Origin of the sequence: Acinetobacter sp. AG1 (genome assembly GCF_001005525.1) — a bacterium.
In the GTDB taxonomy this organism is placed as follows: domain Bacteria; phylum Pseudomonadota; class Gammaproteobacteria; order Pseudomonadales; family Moraxellaceae; genus Acinetobacter; species Acinetobacter modestus.
The window spans coordinates 28,844-53,830 of sequence record NZ_LBMZ01000107.1; the positions used below are offsets into that span (position 1 = coordinate 28,844).

The following is a 24,987-nucleotide window of genomic DNA, read 5'->3' on the forward strand; positions in this document are numbered from 1 at the left end:
TTAATCTCTTTATGCTGTTGTGAAATAAAATGTTTAAGCAATTTACTTTGATCTACGCTGTGAAATGGATTGCACAAATTGCTGAATTTTTTCTGCAATTGGTTGCGGGTGACTCAAGATACCCCAATGCCCTGCACTCACTTCGGCATAGCGAATATCCTCAACCCACTCTTCCATACCTCGGCTCAATGACAAGGGCACAAACGGATCTTGATTCATCAATAACATTTGTACAGGAATGCTGGTGCGACGACGTGAAGGATTCAAAAGTGGTTTTACTAAATTCTGACGATATAGCCCCAAACCACTCTTTGCATTTCTCAGTTGTGTTGGGCTTGCTTCGACTGTGGTATTTTCTAAATAACCCACAAGCGTTGACCACAACTTATCTAAACCTAAATGCCACGTCAGTTCTGGCAATATTGGGATCTGAAACATTGCCATATAACCAGAGGCGGTTATGCGCTTAGCGACATTTAAATAGCCTTGAAAATTTCGTTGAGCCAATTGACGCTGAAACCACCACCCCACATGATCCGCACTCGGTGCTAATGCGGTATAAGAGGCAATTTGAGGCTTTAAACGATCCCCTAATACGGCTTCCCAAGCTTGCAAAGCACCCCAATCATGACCAACTAAATGAATGGCTTGATCTGGGCTCATTGCTTGAATAACTTGAGATAAGTCTTGTACTAGATAATTAAAAGCATAGCCTTGCGTGGTTTCAGGAATATCAGATAAACCCGTGCCTCTTACATCATAAGCAACCACATTGAAATCAACTGCTAAACGTTCTGCAACTAATTGCCAGACATCGGCAGCGTCAGGATAACCATGTACCAATACGATTGTTTCTCGATCCTCTTCTAAACGCCCCCAATGATAAGCAGCCAAACAAATATTGCCTGAATGCACATAACGCTTAGTTTTTTCAAAATGATTCATGACTGCACCTGTATCAAAGCCTCTGCTTTTTGCTGATGAGCAAGTACACCCGCAGATTGAGCTAAATAGTTTTGTGCAAGCTCTGTCGAAGCTTCGTAAAGCGGGTGATAATTGGGTTTAAAGAACCGTAAACTGGTGGTAAAAAACCATACAGGGCCAGGCATATAGCCATTTAAATCCGAACGATGCCAAGCCTTCCAAAATGCGGGTCGCCATAAGCTTTTTTGCTGCGTCGGAATCAATGGATCATCTTGCGCAAGTTGTACTGTACCCGCCGCCATCAGGTAAGTAAAAATAGGGGCTGTCACTGCCATCACCGCAATACGCAATAAATAACTCCCCGAAATATGCTGATAAACATCATAAGCTACCGTGCGATGTTCAACTTCTTCAGCGCTATGCCAAGTGAATAAGTCACTGACCACAGGATCACCCCCACGAGCTTCCCAATCCGAACGAGTCAAAACATATTGACCAATTGCAGAAGTAAAATGTTCGGCAGCAGCCACAAGCCCAACACGTGCATTCAACCAAGGTCTTTGCCATGATTTCGGTAAGTTAAACCCTAAAGGTTTGTCCGCTAATACATGATCAAATAGATTGACGACACGTTTATATTGCTGCTCTATATCAACACCATAGCGCACTAGATACGCATCAATTGAGCCTTTATGTGCTTGAGAATGAATAGCTTCTTGTCGAATAAAGATATTGGTATCTTCTCTTAATTTTTCATCTTCAATCAACGGCAAAGCTTTATTGAACATGCGACAGAAAAAATACTCACCACGAACCAAGGTAAAACTAAAATGATTAACACCATGACTGGCTAATGGATCTTGTGGAATCCAATGTAAGGGCGAGTCATTCCATTCAAATTTCACTTGTCGAGGAATCATCGCCCAACTTGCTTTTGATGCTTTTGATTGCATGGGTTATTCCTCAAAATTAAGCAGGTAAATGATTTTCGACTTGGGATAATCCAATTTTTACTTTGGTCTTTGCGACGATTTCAGACTCATCACTGTCATTTGGATGAAAATTAAAGCGGTAATAATCTAAAAATTTAGGGATAAAAACTTTATATTTCTCTCTACCATGTTGTGCAAATTTACGCCATGATTTTAGATTTAATAGTTGTTGATCACGTTTCAAAAGTACCACTTGATATACTGTCGACATAACAGTAATCATGGCTAAACTAAAAGTGAAAATCGCAACGCGTGGGATATAAGCACCCAATCCTTTGCCATATAAATATTCATACATATCATAGGCAACTGCTTTATGCTCAGTTTCCTCCACGCTGTGCCATAACCATAAATTCCGAATGGTTTCATCAGTCATGAGTTCATTAACATCTTTCATCATTTCTACCACAAGTACAGCGGTGTAATGTTCTAAGCCCACCGTAACCAATAAATTCCATTTTTTCGGAAAGGTTCGTTCAATCGCTTTCAGAATAATTCCTGTGGTTTTTTCTAATGATTCAGGATCTAAACCATACTGCTGCGCACTACGATGAAATGCATGATGTTCTTTGGAATGCATGGCTTCCTGACCAATAAATGCTCCAATATCACGATCTAACTGTTCATTATTTTTGATTCGATCTCGTAAGGCACGAACTGATCGCACAAAATAAGACTCTCCTTCTGGAAACAGTGTAGACAAGCCCGTGAAATAATGGGTAAACGCTGGCTCATTATTACACCAATACTTCGGCATATCCTGAAACTCATAATCCATACGACGTACTGGGAATGATGCAGGTGTTTTTTGCTTTGATTTTTCTTTCAACACTGACATAGACATAACTCACCTCAAGAATTCATCTTAAAATATTAAGTTCCAAAAAGGAACTTATACAAACAAAATAACTATGCTAAAATAGCTTGTCAATAAAGTAGATATGATGGTGGCTAAAGTTGTCCTAAAATGACAGCTTGCTTCCTCTAAAGACAAACCGATGGTGTAAGCAATGAAATGGCATGAACTCGGCGAAATGAACTGTCCAATTGCAAGGACATTATCCATTTTTGGTGATCGTTGGACCTTGTTAATTATTCGTAATGCTTTTATGGCAACACGACGTTTTGATGACTTCCAAAAACAGTTGGGTATCACGCGCCACTTGCTTACTGAGCGTATTAACCGCTTGGTTGAAAACAAGATTTTTGAAAAAGTGCTTTACCACGAAGCTCCCAAACGCTATGAATACAAACTGACAGAAAAAGGGTTAGCGCTTTATCCCATTATTGTTTCAATGAGTGTTTGGGGGAATTTATGGCAGAATGAAGATAAACAGTTCCCAGAACTTCGTTACTTACACAAAAGCTGTGGCAATGTCATTCAACCAACGCTGAGCTGTAATTGTTGCGGTCAAAAATTAGATGCACGTTTGATGTCACCTGTTTATTTCACTGAGAATATTTCATAGTCTATATTCAAGTTTTAGCTGTTTATTTAAATGCCCATACTGCTTAATTTAAAAGCTCTCAATCCAATACGATTAAAAAGAATTGCAGTATTCACAAGAACTTTACAGCAGAAAAATTATATTTAAATTTTTAAGCATGAAAGCTTATGCGCTACGGTTTAATTTTAGGCGATCAACTCTCTGAAGAAATCGCCACATTAAAACTACTTGATAAGCATGAAGATGTGATTTTAATGGCAGAACTGGTTGAAGAAACCACCTACGTAAAACATCATCCTCAGAAAATTGCACTTATTTTTAGTGCAATGCGGCATTTTGCCAAACATCTTAAACAACAAGGATGGACTGTTCGTTATCAAGTTTTTGACCGTTCAAAAATAACAAACAATTTTCTTCAATTTATTAAATCTCAATTAGATAAACAAGATGCAAAAGCTTTAGTCATAACCGAATGTGGAGAATACCGCTTACAACATCAAATCGAAAATAGTTGGGAAAAAGAACTCAACATTCCCATACAAATCCTTATAGACGATCGTTTTTTCTCTTCGACTCAAGCTTTTAAACAATGGAGTTCAACTGCCAAAGTCCTACGGATGGAGTTTTTCTACCGAAAGTTAAGACAACAAACAGGCTATTTGATGCAGGCGGATAAACCAATTGGAGGAAAATGGAATTTTGATAATGATAATCGTCAAAGGTGGAATGGAAACCCCTCCACCCCTCCTACTTTAGATTTTACTCATGACCAGATTGATTTGGATGTGATCGCTTTAGTTAAAGCAGAATTTCAAGATCATATTGGTCAAATTGATCATTTCAACTGGGCAACTACACGTCAACAGGCTCTTCATGCCCTTGACCATTTTATCCAACATCAATTAGTCCATTTTGGTCAATATCAAGATGCTATGGTCAACCAACAAGATTATATGTTCCATAGCCTCCTTTCTCCCTACCTAAACTGTGGATTGCTGTCACCCAAAGAAGTATGTGATGCTGCTGAATCAGCTTATTACAATAACCAAATTCCGTTGAACGCTGCGGAGGGTTTTATTCGACAAATACTAGGTTGGCGTGAATTTATTCGAGGCATTTATTGGCTGTGCATGCCGAATTATCGTGATCTCAATAAATTAAATGCTGAAAGAGACTTGCCCAGCTATTTTTGGACTGCTGAAACAAAAATGCAATGTATGCATGAATGTTTAAGAAACTCTTTGGAAAATGCTTATGCTCACCATATTCAACGCTTGATGGTGATTGGTAATTTCACATTACTGAATGGCATTTCACCCAAGCAAGTCAATGAATGGTATTTAAGTGTCTATGCTGATGCATTTGAATGGGTACAACTTCCGAATACTCATGGAATGGTTTTATTTGCAGATGCTGGTCTTGTTGCAAGTAAACCTTATGCAGCATCAGGTAATTACATTCATAAAATGTCTAATTACTGTCAACACTGCCATTACAATGTAAAAACCAAAACTGACCATGATAGTTGCCCATTCAACAGTTTATATTGGGACTTTCTACATCGAAATCGAGTCTTTTTTAGTTCAAATCAGCGAATGACAATGATGTATAAGCAGTGGGATAAATTAGAATTATCTGAACAAAATCGTATTTTAAAACGTGCCTCCCATCTTCAAAATCAGATCGAAGAACTCTAAAAATGCATAAAAAAATACATTTACCCGAGAAAGTTTGTCTAAATTGCCACCTTACATTTTCTTGGCGTAAAAAATGGGAACGATGTTGGAATGAAGTTCAATATTGCTCTAAAAAATGTAAGTCACAAGCTAAAACTAATAGTAAAAATCAGGCATCCAACTGAGATACCTGATTAAATGTTAAAAGCCTATGGTGTCCGATGAGAAGTTTTGATGAGCTTAGATAAGTCGTAACCTTGTTGTTTAGCTGTTTCAAGATATGAATTATAAGTAGCGTCATCAATTGTTGGTGTCTTAGAAAGAAGCCATAAATATTTCGTCGATGGCCCGCCTACCAATGCAACTTTATATTCAGGATCTACTCGTAAAACCCAATAATCGCCTTTCGTAAATGGCAGCCAGCGTAAACCTTTAGGTAAGAAACTAACTTTCAATTTACTATTCCCACTATTAGCAGGATAAGCCACACCTTGTGAACTATCCATTTGCCCTGTTTTAGTTCTACAGCTATTTAAGACCCCGATGGTTTTATCAGGATTAAGCGTATACACAGCAGTCGTATCACTTAGACAGTGTCGTTGAAAGTACATTGGTAAATGAGCGATCTCGTACCATTTTCCAACATATTGATTCACATCAATTTTATCGACAGCAGAGGGTTTTTCAGCATTTGCTTGCATTGGTATTACAGCAGCAGTCATTGCAGCAGACAATATTGTCATGCCCAATAAAGTTTTAGCTTTCATTTTATCCTCTTGATTTTATCAAAATTAACTAAACAATTTATAAAGATAAAACCGTGAATAAAATGTGAGATTCACTCTTTATTACATTTAAAAACAATTATTTAACAACATTAATATTCAGTAAAAATACAGATATTTAACTGTCTAATATGCATCGATTGCGCTGAGATAAAAATTCATATTATTTCATTTAAACAGTCTGAGACATTTCTTGGTAGGTTTTTGGTAGGTAGGAAAATTTTTTAAGCCTTGCATACTGAGCCTACAGTGATGAGATCACTGAATAACAAACAATGGAATATGGAAGAAGGAATCGCTCCATGGCTTTTAAAAATATTGCAGATCAAACTAACGGTTTTTACATCCCTTGTGTATCTCTCTTCGGACCAGGCTGTGCAAAAGAAATTGGCACAAAGGCACAAAATCTCGGTGCAAAAAAAGCGCTGATTGTAACTGACCAAGGCTTATTCAAATTTGGCGTTGCAGACACCATTGCACAATATTTAAAAGATGCAGGCGTTGAAAGCCACATCTTCCCTGGTGCGGAACCAAACCCAACTGACATCAATGTACATAACGGCGTACAAGCCTACAATGACAATGACTGTGACTTTATTGTCTCTCTAGGTGGTGGCTCATCACACGATTGCGCAAAAGGGATTGGACTCGTCACGGCTGGCGGTGGTCATATCCGTGACTACGAAGGTATTGATAAAAGTACAGTACCAATGACCCCACTTATTGCGATTAATACGACTGCGGGTACTGCATCAGAAATGACTCGTTTCTGTATTATTACCAATACCGATACCCACGTAAAAATGGCAATTGTTGACTGGCGCTGCACTCCATTGATTGCAATCGATGACCCTAAACTCATGGTTGCAAAGCCAGCAGGTTTAACCGCTGCAACGGGAATGGATGCACTTACACATGCTGTTGAAGCTTATGTATCGACTGCAGCAAACCCAATCACCGATGCCTGTGCAGAAAAAGCCATTACCATGATTAGCCAATGGTTACGCCCTGCGGTCGCAAATGGTGAAAATATTGAAGCACGTGATGCAATGAGCTATGCACAATACCTCGCAGGTATGGCATTCAACAATGCATCTCTAGGTTATGTCCATGCCATGGCTCATCAATTAGGCGGATTCTATAATCTCCCACATGGTGTATGTAATGCGGTATTGCTCCCTCATGTATGTGAGTTCAATCTAATTTCTTGCCAAGATCGTTATGCAAAAATTGCTGAACTTATGGGTGTAAATACTGAAGGGCTTACAGAAACTGAAGCTGCTTACGCCGCAATTGATGCAATTCGTGAACTGTCATCTTCTATCGATATTCCATCAGGTTTAACTGAACTTGGCGTAAAAACAGAAGATCTTGCAATCATGGCTGAAAATGCTCAAAAAGATGCTTGTATGCTGACTAACCCTCGTAAAGCAACTCATGCCCAAGTTGTAGAAATTTTTAAAGCAGCATTGTAATCCTCGCTTTTCCCGAGAAGTAAGCTGAATCTCTCCGACCGTTAGCTTACTTAATTTTAGGAATACCCCTCAAAAGGTATTCCCTTTTTTTATTTTATTCAGCTTCTCAATATCCATAATCGAATCAAATTTCAGCGATCTTGTGAATCATTTTTTCTAAATGAACCGCGTCTTTGCTAAGGTCAAACGCTACTATATTGTTTAAAAGTTATGAACTAAATTAAGTCAACTATATTGTTTTTCGATTTGATTAGATGACATGTCTTTAAACGAAATTTTCTAATGCGAGCTAAATGACATCCCAAAAGATATCATCCATTGTTATTGAATAATAAAATAAAATTTTATTTGAGATGCGCTGTGGTTATGACATATCTCTGAATTTGCTCAGCGATTGATGAGCAGGATGATCTAAAGGTAACAATTCAATTAATCTTTCAACGGCATCAATTGCTTCAGGAAAATGAGCTACATGTTTCAGTAATACATCGATTTCTTTGGTTTTAAAAATCATATCACTGAGACGTGATTCAAGACAATCTCGCCATGCGCATAGGAAAGGACTTTCTGTTTTTGACAAGAAGATACCCTTATACAATTGTAATGCTGAGGCGATATAGCCCGAATCAAGTGCTTGTTCCACATACAAAAAATCAGCTTCTACATTTGCCAGTAAGCGATAAGGTCTTGAGCCTAACATTCCACCCAAAATATCACGCAACTGTGACATCTCAGCCTTTAACGTTCCAACACTGACTTTACGCTCACCATAAAGCGCTTGATGTAAATTTTCTAAATTTAAACCATTCGGACAGAGCGCTAAAATTGCCAAAATTTCAATTTGACGCGGCGTTAAAACCAAAGATTTATTATTAAACATCACTTGCGGTGAAGCAAAAGCACGGATATATAAACGCTGACGTTGCTGTTCAATCAGAGCAGTTTGAATAATAGATGCACAACGTTCAGCAGCCAATACACCGAGCGTATTGTGATTTTTCCAAGTTGTAGATAAATCCACGACACCTAACACTTGTTTGGAGTAGGGATCAATCACTGGCGCTGCATAACAAACCCAGTCATGTACTGACTCCATATAATGCTCATTTGAAAACACGCAACTAGATTGTTGGGTCTTTAAAGACAGCGCTAAGGCATTCGTGCCGACCTCTTCTTCTGCCCACTGACCGCCTGCAATAAAATGTACCTTTTCAGCCGCGCTTTGCATTTGCGTGCTCGATGCAGTCCAAATAATCGTACTCCCAACATCTCCAACGGCGATGACCATAGATGATTGGGCGGCAATATGACTGAGATCATTTGAGCACGCTTCTAATGCTAAATCTAAAGTCGTTTTTGCTTTCTTATGTTGTGCCAATAAAGGTGCAGCCAAGCGCTCTTTTGGAATAGCAGAAGATGCTGAGCGTTGCCAAGAACTGGCAATACTTTGTCCTAACATTTCAGCACTTTGTGGCGACAAACTATTGTGTCGTTTAAGTTGATCAATTGATGTTCGTTGTTGTAATAGGTCTCGTTTTGTAAACATTTGTGTATCCCTTACTAATGACCACGGTTTCCAACCTTTCTCCAACCTTCCCAGCTATATCCTAATCAAATAGCGTACAAAAGTACCTTATACCAAAGCTGTAGATGCTTAACAGATCAATTATAAGCAAAGGAATATATATATGCGTTATGTCGATCCTAATCAACCTGATTCAAAGGTTCAATTCAAAGCTCAATACGAGAACTTTATTGGCGGTCAATGGGTAGCACCTATTAAAGGAGAATACTTCGATAATGTCTCACCTGTCGATGGCAAAGTATTTACAAAAATACCGCGTTCGTCAGTTGAAGATATCGAACTCGCATTAGATGCAGCACACAAAGCCAAAGCTGAGTGGAATAAAAGCTCTCCGACAGTACGTTCAAATATTTTACTTAAAATCGCCGATAGACTAGAACAAAATCTAGAATATCTTGCCGTTGCAGAAACTTGGGATAATGGTAAGCCTGTTCGAGAAACACTTGCTGCCGATATTCCATTAGCAATTGACCACTTCCGCTATTTTGCTGGTTGTATCCGTGCACAAGAAGGTGGTATTTCAGAAATCGATGAAGATACGATTGCTTACCATTTCCATGAACCATTAGGTGTCGTTGGACAAATTATTCCATGGAACTTTCCAATTCTCATGGCTGCATGGAAACTTGCTCCTGCACTAGCAGCAGGTAACTGTGTCGTATTAAAACCAGCAGAACAAACACCTGTAGGCATTCTACTCGTTTTAGAGTTGATCCAAGATATTCTACCTGCTGGTGTATTAAACGTTGTGAATGGCTATGGTGCTGAAGTAGGTCGTCCACTTGCCACTAGTCCTCGTATTGCCAAAATTGCATTTACAGGTTCAACCCAAGTTGGACAGTTGATCATGCAATATGCAACTGAGAATATTATTCCAGTCACTTTAGAACTCGGTGGAAAATCTCCAAATATCTTCTTTGAAGATGTTATGGATCAAGAAGATGATTTTCTTGATAAAGCACTTGAAGGCTTTGCAATGTTCGCACTCAATCAAGGCGAAGTTTGTACTTGTCCCTCTCGCGCATTAGTTCAAGAAAGTATTGCGGATAAGTTCTTAGAAAAAGCCATTGAGCGTGTGAAACGTATTAAAGTAGGTCACCCACTTGATACTGAAACAATGGTTGGTGCTCAAGCTTCACTAGAACAACAGGAAAAAATCTTACGTTGTATTAATACGGGTCGAGAAGAAGGTGCTGAACTTCTTACAGGTGGTGGTGCTAGACAAGAAGTGGGTGAAGGTTTCTATATCGAACCAACTGTCTTCAAAGGACACAATGCCATGCAGATCTTCCAAGAAGAAATTTTTGGACCAGTTCTATCTGTAACAACGTTCAAAGATTTTGATGAAGCCATCAAAATCGCAAATGACACCATCTATGGTCTAGGTGCTGGCGTTTGGGCTCGTTCTGCACATACTTCATACCGCGCTGGTCGAGCAGTTGAAGCAGGCCGTGTTTGGACAAACTGTTACCACATCTATCCTGCTCATGCTGCTTTTGGTGGTTATAAAAAATCAGGCGTTGGTCGTGAAAACCACAGAATGATGTTAGATCACTATCAACAAACCAAGAATTTATTGGTGAGTTATTCAACTAAACCTGCTGGTTTCTTCTAAAACACGAAGAGCAATATTGACCTATAAGTAAATATCCAAAATCAAATGAAAAGAGCAAGTGCTACGGTACTTGCTCTTTTTTTTTACCATCTCTATTTGAAGTTTTTTTTAAATTATATAAACAGCCAAATGATCATTTCCTAAAATAAAAAAGACGAATCTTAACTCAAAAATTCTGAGTATAGATTCGTCTTTTATGAAAGATTAAGTTATACAGTTAAGCTTTGTTTTTATAAAAGATATTGTAGCTTGCATAGCATGCGATGATAAATAGAACACAGCAGACAAAACCAACTTGCATTGACGGATCTGCCACCATACTAATACAGGTAATGACACAGAATGCCCCACCTAAAATTGGTGTCAACGGAAACAATGGCGCAGCAAATTTAAGATCTTTTACCGTTTTTCCAGATTTGATCCATTGTCTACGGAAATTAAATTGGCTCACACAAATTGAGATCCAAACCACAACCATGGTAAAAGCAGCAACACCTAATAAATTTTTGAAAATGGTTTCAGGCGCAAATTGTTCAGATAATAAACCAGGAATTGCACCGAACATGGTGACAATAATGGCAATAATTGGCGTACCTGAACGTGTCAATTTAGCAAAAACTTTAGGGAGTTGATTCTGCGTTGACAATGACCACATCATTCGAGAAGCAGCAAATAAGCCAGAGTTGGCAGCCGATAATAGTGCAGTGATAATCACGAAACGAATAATATCTTCCGCATATGGAATACCGATGTAATTAAATACAGTTACAAACGGACTATTACTTACGCCACTCGCGTTAAGTCCAGCCATTTCATAAGGTAGAAGTGCACAAATCACCACGATCGTACCCACAAAGAAAATCAACAACCGCCAAATCGCAGCATTGATTGCTTTCGGTACCGTTTTCGCAGGTTCTTCAGCTTCGCCAGCGGCAACCCCAATCAATTCTGTACCAGAGAATGCAAAATTCACAATCAACATGGTCGCAAAAATTGGGTAAATACCATTTGGAAACCAACCATGTTCGGTCAATTTACTAAACAGCGGTGCTGATTCATGTCCGTGGTAAGGAATGAAACCGAAAATCGCAGCTAAACCCAATGCAATAAAACAGATAATGGTGAGCACTTTAACCAAAGACAGCCAAAATTCCGATTCAGCAAATAACCGAGTGGAACTCACATTCAGCGTAAAGACCAGTGCCGCAAACAATAAAGTCCATGTCCACATGGATATAGAAGGAAACCACTCCTGCATAAGTAAAGCTGCAGCTGTGAACTCCGTACCTAATGTTGCTGTCCAGGTCAACCAATACAACCAAGTGATCATATAGCCTGTACCTGGTCCAATATAGGTTCTGGCATATTCACCAAATGAACCTGAAACAGGCATCTGTACTGCTAGTTCACCTAAACACAGCATCACCATGTAGGCAATCACACCGCCTAAAAAATAAGAGAGAATTGCACCAATGGGGCCTGCCTGAGAAATGACATCACCTGAGCCTAAAAATAGCCCCGTACCAATTGCACCGCCCAATGAAATCATCACCAAATGACGTTTCGTCATAGCACGTTTCAAGGGCTTACCCACTTCTCCTGATAATGACATACTTGATTGGCTGGATGTGTCTTGCTGGGGCACATATTGCTCACTCAGGCATTCCCCGGATAGAAATGACTTTTCATTATTGTTACTCATACACGATCACTCCAACTATCTTTTTATGACAACCTGTCCTTGCTTTCCACTTCATAAAAATGAATATCCAATGGATATTTTTTCCGATCTTTTGTTTTCTACTGAACATCCATATTCAAACTCCGTTTCAGTTCATTCCTTGTTTACATCTCATACAACCGTTCGATGTATCCTATTTAATTTCCTTTAAAATCAATCCTGCCCGTAGTCCGGTTTTTACATTGGGGTTCGGGAATAAGATCCAGACTTGCTGATCCTTTGCAACATAATTGCTCACTTGCTGAGTTGCGATCACTTCACCTTTCTGAAAAGTAGAGAAATTCGGCGCATCGGCATTAAGTTGCAGTTGAAAATCATCACTCTGTTTTAATATTGAATCGATGACCTTAAATTGGCGAATCGCGTGCTTTGCTCGAACAGGCAATATCTGTTCTGCAAGAACCGCACGCAACATTTGGTCTGTACTCGCAAATTCAGATAAATCATTTTGACCAAAAGGCTTAGCTTTGCCTAACTCCAAGGTACTACTCGCCGCCTGAAAACGTTCAGCAGTAAAATGAGTAAAGGTTTTTCCAACCGCATTGTGATAGACCAAAGCATCGAGATCCGCAGCATTTAAGCTTTGAATCAGGAAGTCATCATAGGGCTGTGTTTGATAGGGAAATAATGCAAATACAGGCAGTAATGATGCACGAATTGCAGTGTGCAGATCATAATGATAGCGCTGTGCTTCAGACTGACTTTGCTGAAAAAACTCTGAAGTACACTGTTCTAATTGTGCTGCTCGATGCGTTTCATCATCTCGTGCTAACTGCTGATATGCACCACAAAACATTCGGTTCATATCATTTTCAAGATAACGAACACCTTGTCGAATTGCCTTAGGATTACCTAAAACAAACAGTACACGCACCGCTAATTTTAAATGCTGAGCAAATAGGTCATTAATGATGTGAGACAATAATTCAATCGGTGCTGTTTCATTGCCATGAATTCCAGCAGAAAGCACCATGGTTTTTCTATACGCTGTTTTAGGTGTACATTGCAGTAACCCTTCACCTAGCCATTGCCATGTAAACTCAACTTTTTCACCCTTCATTTGCTCAGGTGCCTGTTGCGCTAAAGTCAACGCGAGTAGATCAACCATGTACTTTCATCCTTAAAAGCCGTTCTTTGCTGTTTTATCTTTGGAAGTGATAAACCGAGCCTAAATTTAAAATCTTAGTGAGTTCATCTAGCGCAGTACGGCTCTCAATTAATAGACTTGGATCAGCCAAATCATCCTGCGTTAACTCATCACGGTAATGCTGATCCACCCACTGATTCAGTGTTTTGAACAAAGCATCATTCATAAACAAGTTTGGATTGACTGCATTCAACTCAGCTTCGTTTACAGCAACACGTAGTCTTAAACATGCAGGTCCGCCGCCATTCCGCATACTTTCACGCAGATCAAATACTTTAATGTCGTCAATTGGTGTTCCCATTTGAATCATGTCATTCAAGTAACTCCAAACGGCTGAGTTTTGACGAGATTCTTCTGGTACAACAATGCTCATGCCACCATCAGCACGGGTTAAAATTTGACTGTTGAATAAATAAGTTGAAACTGCATCTTCAACCTTCACTCGACTTTCAGGGACTTCTATCGAGATAAAATCTTGCTCAATTTCAGCCATCTTGTGACGAATTTCATCTAAGGCTGCAGATTGATTTAAAAATGCATGTTGGTGATGGAACAACACCTGTTGGTTACTCACGGCGATCACATCATTATGAAATACGCCTTGATCAATCACGTCAGGATTTTGCTGAATAAATACAGTACGCTTTGCATCTAAACGATGTAAACGTGCAATCGCTTCACTCGCCTCACGTGTTTGACGTGCAGGGAATTTTTGCGGTGCAACCGTACCACCAAGTTGTTGTTGACCGTAAACAAAAACTTGCACGCCAGCCTGATCATAAGCACCGCCTAGACGATTATGATTGGCTGCACCTTCATCGCCAAATAAAGCAGCTTCTGGCAATGCTTCGTGATGCGCGAAATATACATCATTCTTGAACATCGCTTGAAGAATACGAGTCGTTGTATGATGCTCAATTGATCGATGGAACTTATTATTTAGGTTTGCAGCAGTAAAATGCATCCGCCCGTCAGCACTGTCAGCCGATGGTGATACCGTACACGAGTTCGCGGTCCACATCGATGAAGCTGAACTCAATGATGATAATAAAGCAGGTGCCGTACGCATGGCTTGCGCAATTACATCAATATCACTACCTGTAAAGCCTAAACGACGCAGTGTTGGTACATGCGGACGCTCTTGAGGTGCAAACACGCCTTGTTTGAGCCCTAAGTCTGCAAGGGCTTTCATTTTCTTCAAGCCTTGTTTTGCCGCAAGCTTAGGATTTGATGCGTTATTACGGTTTTTAGTTGAAGCCACATTACCAAATGATAAGCCCGCATAATGATGCGTCGGACCAACTAAACCATCAAAATTGATTTCATAACCAGACATTTTATTCTCCATGTGTCCCGATGCGATCCGTCTTAGAGCACAATGCCCGGTGATAATTTTGCAGGAAGCGTCACGTTATCACTTTCCAATGATGCCATTGGCCAAGCACTATAATCTGCTGCATAAAAGGCACTCGCTCGGTGATTACCAGAAGCACCTACTCCACCAAACGGTGCTGCACTTGAGGCACCAGTCAATGGTTTATTCCAATTCACAATACCGGCACGCGCTTCAACCAACACACGATCAAATAAATCTCGATCAGGTGAAACCAAACCAACTGCCAAACCAAATCGAGTGTTATTGGCGATGCTTAATGCTTCATCAAAAGTGTTGTAGCGATAAATCGTCGTCAATGGACCGAAGTATTCATCATCAGGAATACCATCGACCTGTGTTAAATCTAAAATACCTGCGGTCAACAATGAACTGTCTGCTTGTGGACGTGTCATTTCTAATAATGGTTTTGCGCCTAAAGCAATCAGTTTAGTTTGTGCTACTAACATTTGTTCAGCAGCATGAGAAGAAATCACACCACCCATAAATGGTTGTGGTTCAGCATTCCACTCACCAACAACTAGATTCTTCGCAACTTCAACAAAACGTTGAATGAAGGCATCACCATTTGCACCCTGCTTAACAATGATTCGGCGTGCACAAGTACAACGTTGTCCTGCCGAAACAAAAGCCGATTGAATGGCTAAATTCACCACAGCATCAATATCAGTTGCTTCGTCAATGATGAGGGCATTATTGCCACCCATTTCCAAAGCAAGGATTTTTTCAGGCGCGCCCGCCATTTGCTTATGCAAGTGATAGCCTGTATTGGCACTGCCTGTGAACAACAAACCGTCAATTTGTTCAGCCGCAGCAAGTGCCTCACCTGTACTACGCCCACCTTGTACGATATTCAATACGCCATTCGGCAAACCTGCTTGCTGCCATAACTTTGCCGTTTCTTCCGCAGTCCAAGGGGTAAGTTCACTTGGTTTAAACACTACGGTATTGCCTGCAATCAATGCAGGAACAATATGACCATTTGGCAAATGACCTGGGAAGTTATATGGACCAAATACAGCCAAAACACCATGTGGACGATGACGTAGTGAAGCAATACCATCTGGCATTCTAGTTTCACTGAAACCCGTACGTTGATCATAAGCACGAATTGAAATCGCGACTTTACCAACCATCGATTGCACTTCGGTCAATGTTTCCCAAAGTGGTTTACTGGTTTCTTGACTAATGACTTGAGCCAATTCATTTTTATTCTGCTCAAGTAGACTCGCAAAACGTTCAATAATTGCGATACGATCTTCTAATGGCATACGTGCCCAAGCAGGAAATGCCTGACGAGCAGCAAGACATGCCTGCTCAACATCAGCTTGGCTGGCTTCATGACCTGCCCAAATTTGCTGATTGTTAACAGGGTTGGTTTTACTGAATGCGGTTCCTTGTCCTTGGATCCAAGCACCATCAATTAATAATGCACCTTGTGACATTAGTTCTTCTCCATTTTTTCTAATGCTAAAACGCGTACTTGATCGTGTTCAGCAATATTCAGTGCTTGTGCTTGTGCTGCTGTCATCTGCAAAGTGTCACTTTCAGTGATTTTGTTATTGATCAACAACACGCAATAATCTTGGTATTGGTCATTCGCAACCAAAAAATGAGTTTCTGTCGTTTCAACTTGCTCAGTGATTTTAACGTTGAGCAAACGACTCTCTTTGACTGCACGTAGTTCAGCGATATTGGCTTCCAGTGTTGGCCCTGCATCAAAAATATCCACATAACCCTGATATTTAAGCCCTTCTGACATCAACACTTTTGCCGCAGGCAATGTGTGCGGATGTACTTCAGCAATCACAGCACGCGCCTCTGAGGTCAGCAAATCAACGTAGACTGGAAATCTCGGCATGAGTTCTGCGATAAACGCTTTTTGTCCTACACCACTTAAATAATCCGCAGCTGCAAAATCCATATTAAAAAATAGATAACCGAGCGAATCCCAAAATGGCGAATGTCCATTTTGATCTGAAAAACCACGCATCTCAGCAATCAATCTTTCTTCAAAGAAAGAACGGAAGGCAGCAATAAACAGAAAACGTACTTTTGATAAAAACTTACCGTTTTGGTTTTTGCGGTATTCAGGATCAAGGAACAAAGTGCAGAGTTCACTGCAACCAGTATGATCATTACTTAAAAAAAGAGTATCTAAAGTCTTATACACATTTAAGGCTTTAGAGGCATGCACCTGTTTTGCTACACGGAAGTTGTAAAATGGTTCTTTTAAACCAACTGCAACTTCAATCGCACTCACACCCACAATTTTGTGAATACTGGTATCTTCTAAAACAAACAAATAACTTGCCTCACACTTTTCGGTTAAGCCCGCTAAAGTGTGAGTCGTACGTGTAATACGTTCAGCTAAGATTTCTTTGTTTTCTGGTAAGGAGGTCAAGCCAATGCCCGACTCTCCTGCTCTTTGCGCTAAACGATAAATATCATCTAAGTCCCGATGCGCTGCATGTCTAACAATCATCATGGTTAGATGCTCACAACAAGATTTAGAGGCGTGCTAAGGCACGAGCAAAACGATTTAAACCTTCGTCAATATCTTCCATTGGAATAATTAGTGAAGGAGTGAAACGTACGACATCAGTACCTGCAACCAACGCCAATAAGCCTTCTTCACCCGCTAAGGTCACGATATTTTTTGCTTTGCCTGCATATTCATCTTTCAGAACGCAACCAATTAATAGACCTTGACCGCGGATTTCTTTGAATAAACCGTATTCAGCATTGATTTTATTCAAAGCATCGATGAAATATTGATGACGTTCTTTAACGCCGTCTAAAACTTCTGGTGTATTAATAAATTCAAATACCGCACCAGCCACAGCACAAGCCAATGGGTTACCACCATAAGTCGTACCGTGATCACCCACCGCATACATGTTGGCATAATGATCTGTAGTAATCATTGCACCAATTGGGAAACCACCACCTAAGGCTTTTGCCGTCGTTAAAATATCTGGAGTTACGCCTGTATTCATATAGGCATAAAGTGAACCTGTACGACCAACGCCTGTTTGTACTTCATCAAAAATCAGCACAGCGCCTTTTTCATCGCACAACGCACGTAAGCCTTTCAAAAATTCGATGTCAGCAGGTAACACACCACCTTCACCTTGGATCGGTTCTACGATCACCGCACAGGTATTTTCAGTAATAATAGCTTTAGCAGCATCTAAATCATTAAATGCCGTATGCTCGATTCCACCAGGTAAAGGTGCAAAATCTTGAGAATATTTAGGTTGCCCACCTGCTGTTACGGTAAACAAAGTTCGACCGTGGAATGCATTTTTAAATGCAACAATATGATTTTTATTTGGATTGCCACTGAGTAAACCGACTTTACGTGCCAGTTTTAATGCTGCTTCGTTCGCTTCTGCACCAGAGTTACAGAAAAATACTTTGTCAGCGAATGTACTTTCAACCAATTGTTTTGCAAGGCGTAATACTGGCTCGTTGGTATAACCATTACCAATATGCCAAAGTTTTTGAGCTTGTTCTGTTAAAGCATTTACCGCAACTGGATGGGCATGACCTAAAGCATTAACCGCAATACCACCTGCAAAATCGATATATTCTTTATCATTTTGATCCCAAATACGAGAACCTTCGCCACGAACCAAAATGAAATTTGCTGGAGCAAAAACAGGCACCATCCAATCATTAAAATTGCTACGTGTAATTGCGACTTCGCTCATTTTATTTACTCACTTCCTGTTTTGATATGCAGGCTCATTGAATATTCAATGAGCCGTTTGCTTTAACTTTATGGATGGTTTATCCCGGGAAAATACCGCGTTCTTTACGAGCTTTGAGGATACGTTCACACGCTAAAATATAAGCTGCTGTACGCAAGCTACATTCCTTTTGCGCTGCGGTATTCCACACATCACTCATGGCTTGAATCATCAGCTTGTCGAGACGTTCATTAATTTCGTCTTCGCTCCAGAAATAACTCGCCATATCTTGAACCCATTCAAAATAACTGACGGTTACACCACCTGCGTTACAAATTACGTCAGGAACTACAGTAATGTTACGGCTAACGAATACATCATCTGCTTCTGGATAAGTTGGTCCGTTTGCACCTTCAAGAACAATTTTCGCTTTGAGTTTTTGTGCTCGTTCAACCGTAATCTGACCTTCCAATGCTGCTGGAATCAGAATATCCATATCGACATCCCAGAATTCTTCATCCGAGATCACAGTAGCTTCAGCAAAACCTTTCACGCCACCCTGTTCAGCAACATGCTTTTGTAATGCTTTTACGTTAAAACCTTCAGCATTAAAAATTGTGCCTGTGTGATCTTGCACAGCAACAATTTTTGCACCTGCATGATTAAACAAATAAGCAGCTTCATTACCTACGTTACCAAAGCCTTGAACCGCAACTTTGCTACCTTCGATAGGTAATTTGATACGCTCTGCAACTTGCATACCTGTAACAAATACGCCACGACCTGTTGCACGAACACGTCCTAATGAACCACCTAAATGCACAGGTTTTCCAGTCACAACACCTGTAACCGTGTGACCTTTAATGCTTGAATAAGTATCCATCATCCAACCCATGATATTGGCGTTAGTACCAACATCAGGTGCAGGAATATCAATTTGTGGGCCGATAATTGGGCTAATTTCACTGGTAAAACGACGAGTTAAACGCTCTAATTCACGTGTTGAAAGTTCTTTAGGGTTAACACGAATACCACCTTTTGCGCCGCCAAATGGGAGATTAAGCACCGCAGTTTTAATGGTCATCCATGCTGATAACGCCATGACTTCATTCAATTCAACATCTTGGTGATAACGAATACCACCTTTACCAGGACCACGAGAGAGATTGTGCTGTACACGATAGCCTTCAAAATGACGAATTGTGCCATCATCCATCACGATTGGCACATCAACAATTAGCGTACGTTTTGGAGTTTTCAGTGTGTTGACAAAGTTGCTGAGGTCGGCATCCAAATAAGGTGCTACACGATCTACTTGAGTGAGAAAGGTTTGCCAAGCACTACCATTTTGAGCCGCATATGATAAAGACATCATCTTTTCCTTAATTAATCAATTGTCCCTGTTATCTACAGATTCCCTTACTGCAAAGGTTTCCGCTTACCCCATCGTTCCGTGTCAACATAGATCTCTTGATTCATTCGAAAAAAATGTTTGGGGCTTCGTATATTGATTATTATTAAGAATCAAATTGATTCACAAAATTCTTTATAATGATTAAAATGAATTAATTTTTATCAATTTGCTAATAGTAAGTATCAAAATGAACAATATTGATCATATTATCTTAGGTTTACTCAAAGATAATGCCCGGATCTCAATTACAGATCTGGCTGCAAAAACGCGTGTATCAAGAGCAACGGTACAAAAGCGAATTGAATATATGGAATCGACGGGCATCATCACGGGATATACTGTACGCTTCCGCCCAAATGTGGAAAAAAATATTATCCGTGCTTGGATGAATATCATGGTGGAAGGAACCAAAGCGCAAGCGGTTATTCGTGAATTACGCCTAGAATCAGCCGTTGAACGCCTGCATACTACAAACGGGAAATGGGATATTTTGGTTGAATTACAGTCCGATAGTTTAGAAAACTTTGACAAAGCACTCGAACGAATTCGAAATATTTCAGGTATTTATAATAGTGAAACCAGCATTTTACTTTCTACATATAAAACATAATGATAGATGATAATTCACCTTAAAATGAATTAACTAGGATGCTCACACTAATTAAATGAGCATCCTTAGATTGAAGAATATTTTAACTTTTTTTCAAAGTTTTTTTGGTTAAAAAATCCAATGCTTGAGAATAATGAGTTGGTGTAATCCGCTGAATCAAATCTAAAATCTTGGCATCATTCCCAATCAATATTCGAGCTTTGTCATGTTTGACCGCATCTAAAATGATTTTTGCAGCTTCTTCAGGTGGAGTTTTCAGGACTTTATTAAATGATCGACTAGCCTTGGCCGGATTCATACCCAAAGAACGGATACTGTCACTCATACGAGCACTATTAGCAATATTGGTTCGTATACCACCTGGATGCACACAAGTCGCACTGACACCATTGTTTTGCATATTTAATTCTTGACGTAATGATTCGGTAAAACCACGCACTGCAAACTTTGTTGCGTTATAAGCACTTTGAGAAGGTTGAGCAGTGAGTCCAAATAAACTAGAAATATTAATGATATGCCCTTCACCACTTTGCTTTAAATAAGGCAAAAACTCTTTTGTGCCGTAGACAACACCCCAAAAATTAATATTAAAAATCCATTCCATTTCTTCATAGCTCATACCTTCTACGGTGCTTGCTAATGCAACGCCAGCATTATTAAAAATCAAATTGATTTTGCCATGATCTTTGAAACTATTCTCCGCCCATTCACGTACAGCTTGCTGATGAGAAACATCTAGTTTGGTTAAAGTGACTTTTACAGGATACTGTTTTACTAAAGATAATGTTTCAGCTAAACCTTGATCATTCACATCGCTCAAAGCTAAATCAGCGCCTTGCTGAGCTAATAAAATTGCAAGTTGTTGACCGATTCCAGAACCTGCACCCGTAATTGCAGCAACCTTTTGATTAAAACTTTTCATATGATGACTCTAATTTAATTGATAAAAATTGGCAGCGTTTTGTCTAAAAATGGAATACATCGCTTGATCACCATAAGGTGTAATCATTTCAATATAAGCTTGGATCAAATCGCTTAGCGTTGTATTTGCTTTATCCATAGGAAAATTTGAAGCAAAAATGATTCGATCTAGGCCAAATACCTGTATTGCATGTTGAATCAATGGTGTTAATAAATTCACCATTTCATAGACGGTTGCAGTACGGTATTGTTGATAAAATCGGTGTCCCAACACGGGCATCATCAGTCCCGAAATCTTGGCATAGACATTTTTCTGCTCAGCCAAAACTGCCAAATCATGCTGCCATTGCTGGAAAATGGCGGCACGTTGTGAAGGTGTTTGACCAGTTTTTTTGCCAATAGGGCCAAAAAGTCCTGCTGGTGTTGCCAAATGATCAACGACTATAGCTGTTTGAGGAAATTGTTTCGCTAATTTTGTAATTTCTGAAATTTGTGTTGAATAAGTCCACGCATCAAAAGATAAATCCATTTTGGCAAGTTGTTCAAAGCCTTTAAGGAATTTTTTAGACTGATATAAATGTGCTTGATCACACCAACGATAAATACCAGAATCCTCATGCCAAGAAGCCATTTTACGAATACCCCTAAATAGAGGGCTGGCATCTTGATGTGCTTTTAAAATCTGTTTAAATTTTCGATCTCGCGGATCAGCAGTGGCAATAATTGCACCTAGCTTTAAATTTTGGTCTTTAAAATTTAATTGTTGAATCCATTTGGTTTCTTCGACAACACCAAAGCCTATATGATGATGCCAATTTGCTTCGACATGTACTACGCTTTCAATCGTATGATGTCCCATATCTTCATAATAATTTTGAGGGAGATAAGGACTCAACGCATATTCAGTTAATCCTAGCGTGTCTAAAAGTGGCTTCGGTTTAACGAATCGCACAACTTTATCCATCACACGCGGATAATTCCCTAAAGCTTTAACCAACAAGGCAGCAGAATGTGGAGTATGGTATGGATCCCATTGATGGATATGCGGATCTATAATTGCAAAATCGAGTTTTTTCATTCCGATACTCTTTATTATTTCAAAAGATGAACATGTGATGATCATCGTCCCAAATCATCATTTATTTAATTTTTAAAATACGGCTTATTTTTAGAGTACAGAACAAAAATCTATGAATAAAATGATTTATTCTAATGCAGAGCTATGAATATTATTCATTATTTTGAATGGCTGGATGAATATAACAGAAGCAGCATCTAGTAGATGTTAATCATCGTAGCGAAACAGATTCGCAAGCTTAAATTTGCTGTATTAAATCAATAGCTAAACAGTGCTATAAATCAGGCTTGAAGCTGATTTTAAAGAAAATATTCCCAAATAATGTAGCCTAACCCAAAACCGATAAAAGCATAGAGTGTGATAATAAAAAATACGAAACTCGCATTATTTTTCTTTTTTAAAAAACTCATATTTAGCCCATTCGTATCAACTTCGTTATACTTTGAATGAATACAGATGATAAAGGTAGATACAGATTTTATAAAAAAAATATAACAGATAGTTTTATGAGAGAAATAATAAGCTAAAAACCTGAAAGATCATTCAAGATCAGTCAGGTTTTGCTTTGTTTTGTTCTAGATTACAGAATTACATTTACATTTCATCAATCAGATAGATCTGGCTCAATTAAAAAGTAACTCGGCGATAATTTCGATATTCAGGTGTCCAAAAATTATCTTCAATCACATTTTTTAGCACATCATTGCTCATCGGTACTGCTAATCCATCTGCCATAGCAGCTTTTGCAACTTTAAAAGCAATGAATTTGGAGACTTGATGAATGTCATTAATATTTGGCAATAGATCTGCAGCTGGATTTTTTAAACGCGGTGAGCAATCTGCCAATGCTGTACTTGCAGCCATCAACATTGCATCACTAATATGATTTGCACCACATGCAATAACACCCAAGCCTATTCCTGGAAAAATATAAGAATTATTACACTGAGCAATCGTATAAGTTTTACCTTGGAAATATACTGGTGCAAAAGGACTACCTGTCGCAACGATTGCAGCACCTTGTGTCCATTCAATAATATCTTTTGGCTGAGCTTCTACTTGAGAAGTCGGGTTAGATAATGGCAAAACAATCGGATGCTTATAATATTTAGCCAAAGTTTTAATCACTTCTTCACTAAATAAACCTGCTTGCCCAGATACACCAATCAGAATACTTGGTTTAGCATTTTTTACGACATCAAGTAGAGCAATCTCTTGTCCTGAATATTCCCATTCTGAAATTGCATTCACAGGTGTTGCAAGTTTTTGTTGAAAGTCGAGTAAATTGGGCTGTTGATCAGTCATTAAACCGAAGCGATCAACCATGAAAATACGTGAACGGGCTTCATGATCACTCAAACCTTCATCCATCATTTGTCTAACGATATGTTCAGCAATACCACATCCTGCTGAACCAGCACCAACAAAAGTAATGGTTTGATCTTTAAGTTGTTTACCAAGTGCTCTAGATGCAGCAATTAAACTAGCAACTGTAACTGCTGCAGTTCCTTGAATGTCATCATTAAAGCAGCAAATTTTATCTCGATATTGAGTCAATAATGGCATTGCATTAATTTGGGCAAAATCTTCAAACTGTATCAACACATTCGGCCAACGTTCACGCACAGCAGAAATAATCTGTTCGACAAATTGGTAATATTGCTCCCCTCTGATTCGAGGTTGCTTCAATCCCATGTAAATTGGATCATTGAGTAATTCTTGATTATTGGTACCAACATCTATTGTAATTGGTAACGTATAGGCAGGACTAATACCTCCACATGCGGTATATAGAGATAATTTTCCAATTGGAATTCCCATACCGCCAATACCCTGATCACCTAAACCAAGGATGCGCTCACCATCGGTAATAACAATCACTTTGACATTTTTCTTATTCACATTATGAATAATTTGATCGATGTATTGACGTTCAGCATATGAGATGAAAATCCCACGATGACGACGATAAATATCAGAAAAACGCTGGCAAGCTTCGCCGACGGTTGGTGTATAAATAATGGGTAGCATTTCATCTAAATGCTGACTCAATAAATTATAAAAAAGTGTTTCATTTGTGTCTTGAATATTTCTTAAATAAATATGCTTATTCAAGTTATTGTCAAATGATAAGTATTGCTGATAAGAGCGTTGCGTTTGTTCTTCGATGTTTTCGATATTGTTAGGTATCAGTCCATGCAAGTTAAACTGCTCACGCTCTTCAGTCGAAAAAGCTGAACCTTTATTCAAGAGTGGAAGTTCTAAAAGAGCGTTCCCAGCATAGGGAATATATAAAGGTTTTTGGGTTTTACTAGGATTTGCGGGCATACCTTACTCTTTCGATGATCTATCAAATATCAAATTTTCTTTGCTCAAGATGGAATTAAAATCACCTTAAACGAAGTGCATAATTTACACCAATAGACACCTAAAGCTGCATATATCTCAGTATATAAAAGGTGATTGGTTATTTAGAAAATAAATACTC

General features: G+C 39.2%; 22 protein-coding genes. 6 read left to right on the forward strand and 16 right to left on the reverse strand.

The features are described from left to right. Positions 1-42: 42 nt before the first annotated feature. Genes AAV96_RS07750 through AAV96_RS07760 form a run of 3 tightly spaced genes read right to left on the reverse strand, consistent with a single transcriptional unit; the run spans position 43 to position 2,760 of the window. On the reverse strand, positions 43-945 hold the full coding sequence (locus AAV96_RS07750) for an alpha/beta fold hydrolase (protein WP_046738896.1): 903 nt from the start codon (positions 943-945) through the stop codon (positions 43-45). Further along, entirely contained in the window at positions 942-1,877 is a 936-nt protein-coding gene (locus tag AAV96_RS07755) for a metal-dependent hydrolase (protein ID WP_046738897.1), read from the reverse strand. Before AAV96_RS07755 ends, AAV96_RS07750 begins: the two co-directional genes overlap by 4 nt. 16 nt (positions 1,878-1,893) lie before the next feature. Beyond that, entirely contained in the window at positions 1,894-2,760 is an 867-nt protein-coding gene (locus AAV96_RS07760) for a metal-dependent hydrolase (protein WP_046738898.1), read from the reverse strand. 166 nt (positions 2,761-2,926) lie between these two features. Here AAV96_RS07760 and AAV96_RS07765 point away from each other — a divergent pair, with 166 nt between their 5' ends. From AAV96_RS07765 to AAV96_RS17960, 3 genes are all read left to right on the forward strand, one after another. Further along, positions 2,927-3,385, forward strand: coding sequence for a winged helix-turn-helix transcriptional regulator (locus AAV96_RS07765; RefSeq protein WP_004661001.1), 459 nt, complete (start codon positions 2,927-2,929; stop codon positions 3,383-3,385). Between the two features lie 146 nt (positions 3,386-3,531). Then, on the forward strand, positions 3,532-5,061 hold the full coding sequence (locus AAV96_RS07770; protein ID WP_046738899.1) for a cryptochrome/photolyase family protein: 1,530 nt from the start codon (positions 3,532-3,534) through the stop codon (positions 5,059-5,061). Positions 5,062-5,063: 2 nt separating this feature from the next. Beyond that, a complete protein-coding gene (locus tag AAV96_RS17960; protein WP_081407485.1) occupies positions 5,064-5,225 on the forward strand; it encodes a DUF2256 domain-containing protein in 162 nt (53 codons plus the stop codon). 24 nt (positions 5,226-5,249) lie between these two features. Here the strand turns inward: AAV96_RS17960 and AAV96_RS07775 are convergent, their stop codons facing one another. After that, the gene (locus tag AAV96_RS07775) at positions 5,250-5,762 is read right to left on the reverse strand and encodes a lipocalin family protein (protein ID WP_413772443.1); all 513 of its coding nucleotides are present in this window, start codon (positions 5,760-5,762) and stop codon (positions 5,250-5,252) included. 365 nt (positions 5,763-6,127) lie between these two features. On the opposite strand from AAV96_RS07775, the gene mdh reads away from it, so the two are divergent. Continuing rightward, positions 6,128-7,300 carry an iron-dependent methanol dehydrogenase gene (gene mdh, locus AAV96_RS07780; protein WP_004660995.1) on the forward strand — a complete coding sequence of 391 codons (1,173 nt, stop codon included), beginning with the start codon at positions 6,128-6,130 and terminating at the stop codon, positions 7,298-7,300. Between the two features lie 364 nt (positions 7,301-7,664). Here the strand turns inward: mdh and AAV96_RS07785 are convergent, their stop codons facing one another. Beyond that, positions 7,665-8,846, reverse strand: a complete 1,182-nt coding sequence (locus tag AAV96_RS07785) for a transcriptional regulator (protein ID WP_046738901.1) — start codon at positions 8,844-8,846, stop codon at positions 7,665-7,667. Positions 8,847-8,988: 142 nt separating this feature from the next. On the opposite strand from AAV96_RS07785, the gene AAV96_RS07790 reads away from it, so the two are divergent. Beyond that, on the forward strand, positions 8,989-10,500 hold the full coding sequence (locus AAV96_RS07790; RefSeq protein WP_046738902.1) for an aldehyde dehydrogenase family protein: 1,512 nt from the start codon (positions 8,989-8,991) through the stop codon (positions 10,498-10,500). A 217-nt stretch (positions 10,501-10,717) separates the two neighbouring features. On the opposite strand, the gene AAV96_RS07795 is transcribed toward AAV96_RS07790, so the two are convergent. The 7 genes from AAV96_RS07795 to AAV96_RS07825 all read right to left on the reverse strand — a co-directional run bounded on the left by AAV96_RS07795 (position 10,718) and on the right by AAV96_RS07825 (position 19,851). Next, positions 10,718-12,112, reverse strand: a complete 1,395-nt coding sequence (locus AAV96_RS07795) for an amino acid permease (RefSeq protein ID WP_161794026.1) — start codon at positions 12,110-12,112, stop codon at positions 10,718-10,720. 262 nt (positions 12,113-12,374) lie between these two features. Further along, positions 12,375-13,349 (reverse strand): succinylglutamate desuccinylase, encoded by a 975-nt coding sequence (gene astE, locus AAV96_RS07800; protein ID WP_046738903.1) that lies wholly within the window; start codon positions 13,347-13,349, stop codon positions 12,375-12,377. A 34-nt stretch (positions 13,350-13,383) separates the two neighbouring features. Continuing rightward, positions 13,384-14,724, reverse strand: a complete 1,341-nt coding sequence (gene astB, locus AAV96_RS07805; RefSeq protein WP_004660985.1) for an N-succinylarginine dihydrolase — start codon at positions 14,722-14,724, stop codon at positions 13,384-13,386. A gap of 32 nt (positions 14,725-14,756) precedes the next feature. Then, positions 14,757-16,226 carry a succinylglutamate-semialdehyde dehydrogenase gene (gene astD / locus AAV96_RS07810; RefSeq protein ID WP_046738904.1) on the reverse strand — a complete coding sequence of 490 codons (1,470 nt, stop codon included), beginning with the start codon at positions 16,224-16,226 and terminating at the stop codon, positions 14,757-14,759. Beyond that, positions 16,226-17,269, reverse strand: a complete 1,044-nt coding sequence (astA, locus tag AAV96_RS07815) for an arginine N-succinyltransferase (RefSeq protein WP_046738905.1) — start codon at positions 17,267-17,269, stop codon at positions 16,226-16,228. The genes astD and astA overlap by 1 nt, the downstream gene beginning before the upstream one ends. Positions 17,270-17,291: 22 nt before the next feature. Further along, positions 17,292-18,497: an aspartate aminotransferase family protein gene (locus AAV96_RS07820; RefSeq protein WP_004660979.1), complete on the reverse strand. Its 1,206-nt coding sequence runs from the start codon at positions 18,495-18,497 to the stop codon at positions 17,292-17,294. Positions 18,498-18,576: 79 nt separating this feature from the next. Beyond that, complete coding sequence (locus tag AAV96_RS07825; RefSeq protein WP_155757114.1) at positions 18,577-19,851, reverse strand: Glu/Leu/Phe/Val family dehydrogenase; 1,275 nt, start codon at positions 19,849-19,851, stop codon at positions 18,577-18,579. A gap of 226 nt (positions 19,852-20,077) precedes the next feature. Here AAV96_RS07825 and AAV96_RS07830 point away from each other — a divergent pair, with 226 nt between their 5' ends. Continuing rightward, positions 20,078-20,500: an Lrp/AsnC family transcriptional regulator gene (locus AAV96_RS07830; RefSeq protein ID WP_004660976.1), complete on the forward strand. Its 423-nt coding sequence runs from the start codon at positions 20,078-20,080 to the stop codon at positions 20,498-20,500. A gap of 82 nt (positions 20,501-20,582) precedes the next feature. Here the strand turns inward: AAV96_RS07830 and AAV96_RS07835 are convergent, their stop codons facing one another. The 4 genes from AAV96_RS07835 to AAV96_RS07845 all read right to left on the reverse strand — a co-directional run bounded on the left by AAV96_RS07835 (position 20,583) and on the right by AAV96_RS07845 (position 24,827). Continuing rightward, a complete protein-coding gene (locus AAV96_RS07835; RefSeq protein WP_046738906.1) occupies positions 20,583-21,422 on the reverse strand; it encodes an SDR family NAD(P)-dependent oxidoreductase in 840 nt (279 codons plus the stop codon). Positions 21,423-21,431: 9 nt separating this feature from the next. Next, complete coding sequence (locus AAV96_RS07840; RefSeq protein ID WP_046738907.1) at positions 21,432-22,499, reverse strand: amidohydrolase family protein; 1,068 nt, start codon at positions 22,497-22,499, stop codon at positions 21,432-21,434. A gap of 299 nt (positions 22,500-22,798) precedes the next feature. Beyond that, a complete protein-coding gene (locus tag AAV96_RS18125; RefSeq protein ID WP_087543379.1) occupies positions 22,799-22,909 on the reverse strand; it encodes a hypothetical protein in 111 nt (36 codons plus the stop codon). A 217-nt stretch (positions 22,910-23,126) separates the two neighbouring features. Then, positions 23,127-24,827, reverse strand: coding sequence for an NAD-dependent malic enzyme (locus tag AAV96_RS07845; RefSeq protein ID WP_046738908.1), 1,701 nt, complete (start codon positions 24,825-24,827; stop codon positions 23,127-23,129). Between the last annotated feature and the right edge of the window lie 160 nt (positions 24,828-24,987).

Coding starts and splice junctions, on each gene's coding strand:
- AAV96_RS07750 (WP_046738896.1), bottom strand. CDS start 945: ATGAATCATTTTGAAAAAACTAAGCGTTATGTGCATTCAGGCAATATT.
- AAV96_RS07755 (WP_046738897.1), bottom strand. CDS start 1,877: ATGCAATCAAAAGCATCAAAAGCAAGTTGGGCGATGATTCCTCGACAA.
- AAV96_RS07760 (WP_046738898.1), bottom strand. CDS start 2,760: ATGTCTATGTCAGTGTTGAAAGAAAAATCAAAGCAAAAAACACCTGCA.
- AAV96_RS07765 (WP_004661001.1), top strand. CDS start 2,927: ATGAAATGGCATGAACTCGGCGAAATGAACTGTCCAATTGCAAGGACA.
- AAV96_RS07770 (WP_046738899.1), top strand. CDS start 3,532: ATGCGCTACGGTTTAATTTTAGGCGATCAACTCTCTGAAGAAATCGCC.
- AAV96_RS17960 (WP_081407485.1), top strand. CDS start 5,064: ATGCATAAAAAAATACATTTACCCGAGAAAGTTTGTCTAAATTGCCAC.
- AAV96_RS07775 (WP_413772443.1), bottom strand. CDS start 5,762: ATGACTGCTGCTGTAATACCAATGCAAGCAAATGCTGAAAAACCCTCT.
- mdh (WP_004660995.1), top strand. CDS start 6,128: ATGGCTTTTAAAAATATTGCAGATCAAACTAACGGTTTTTACATCCCT.
- AAV96_RS07785 (WP_046738901.1), bottom strand. CDS start 8,846: ATGTTTACAAAACGAGACCTATTACAACAACGAACATCAATTGATCAA.
- AAV96_RS07790 (WP_046738902.1), top strand. CDS start 8,989: ATGCGTTATGTCGATCCTAATCAACCTGATTCAAAGGTTCAATTCAAA.
- AAV96_RS07795 (WP_161794026.1), bottom strand. CDS start 12,112: ATGTCATTATCAGGAGAAGTGGGTAAGCCCTTGAAACGTGCTATGACG.
- astE (WP_046738903.1), bottom strand. CDS start 13,349: ATGGTTGATCTACTCGCGTTGACTTTAGCGCAACAGGCACCTGAGCAA.
- astB (WP_004660985.1), bottom strand. CDS start 14,724: ATGTCTGGTTATGAAATCAATTTTGATGGTTTAGTTGGTCCGACGCAT.
- astD (WP_046738904.1), bottom strand. CDS start 16,226: ATGTCACAAGGTGCATTATTAATTGATGGTGCTTGGATCCAAGGACAA.
- astA (WP_046738905.1), bottom strand. CDS start 17,269: ATGATGATTGTTAGACATGCAGCGCATCGGGACTTAGATGATATTTAT.
- AAV96_RS07820 (WP_004660979.1), bottom strand. CDS start 18,497: ATGAGCGAAGTCGCAATTACACGTAGCAATTTTAATGATTGGATGGTG.
- AAV96_RS07825 (WP_155757114.1), bottom strand. CDS start 19,851: ATGATGTCTTTATCATATGCGGCTCAAAATGGTAGTGCTTGGCAAACC.
- AAV96_RS07830 (WP_004660976.1), top strand. CDS start 20,078: ATGAACAATATTGATCATATTATCTTAGGTTTACTCAAAGATAATGCC.
- AAV96_RS07835 (WP_046738906.1), bottom strand. CDS start 21,422: ATGAAAAGTTTTAATCAAAAGGTTGCTGCAATTACGGGTGCAGGTTCT.
- AAV96_RS07840 (WP_046738907.1), bottom strand. CDS start 22,499: ATGAAAAAACTCGATTTTGCAATTATAGATCCGCATATCCATCAATGG.
- AAV96_RS18125 (WP_087543379.1), bottom strand. CDS start 22,909: ATGAGTTTTTTAAAAAAGAAAAATAATGCGAGTTTCGTATTTTTTATT.
- AAV96_RS07845 (WP_046738908.1), bottom strand. CDS start 24,827: ATGCCCGCAAATCCTAGTAAAACCCAAAAACCTTTATATATTCCCTAT.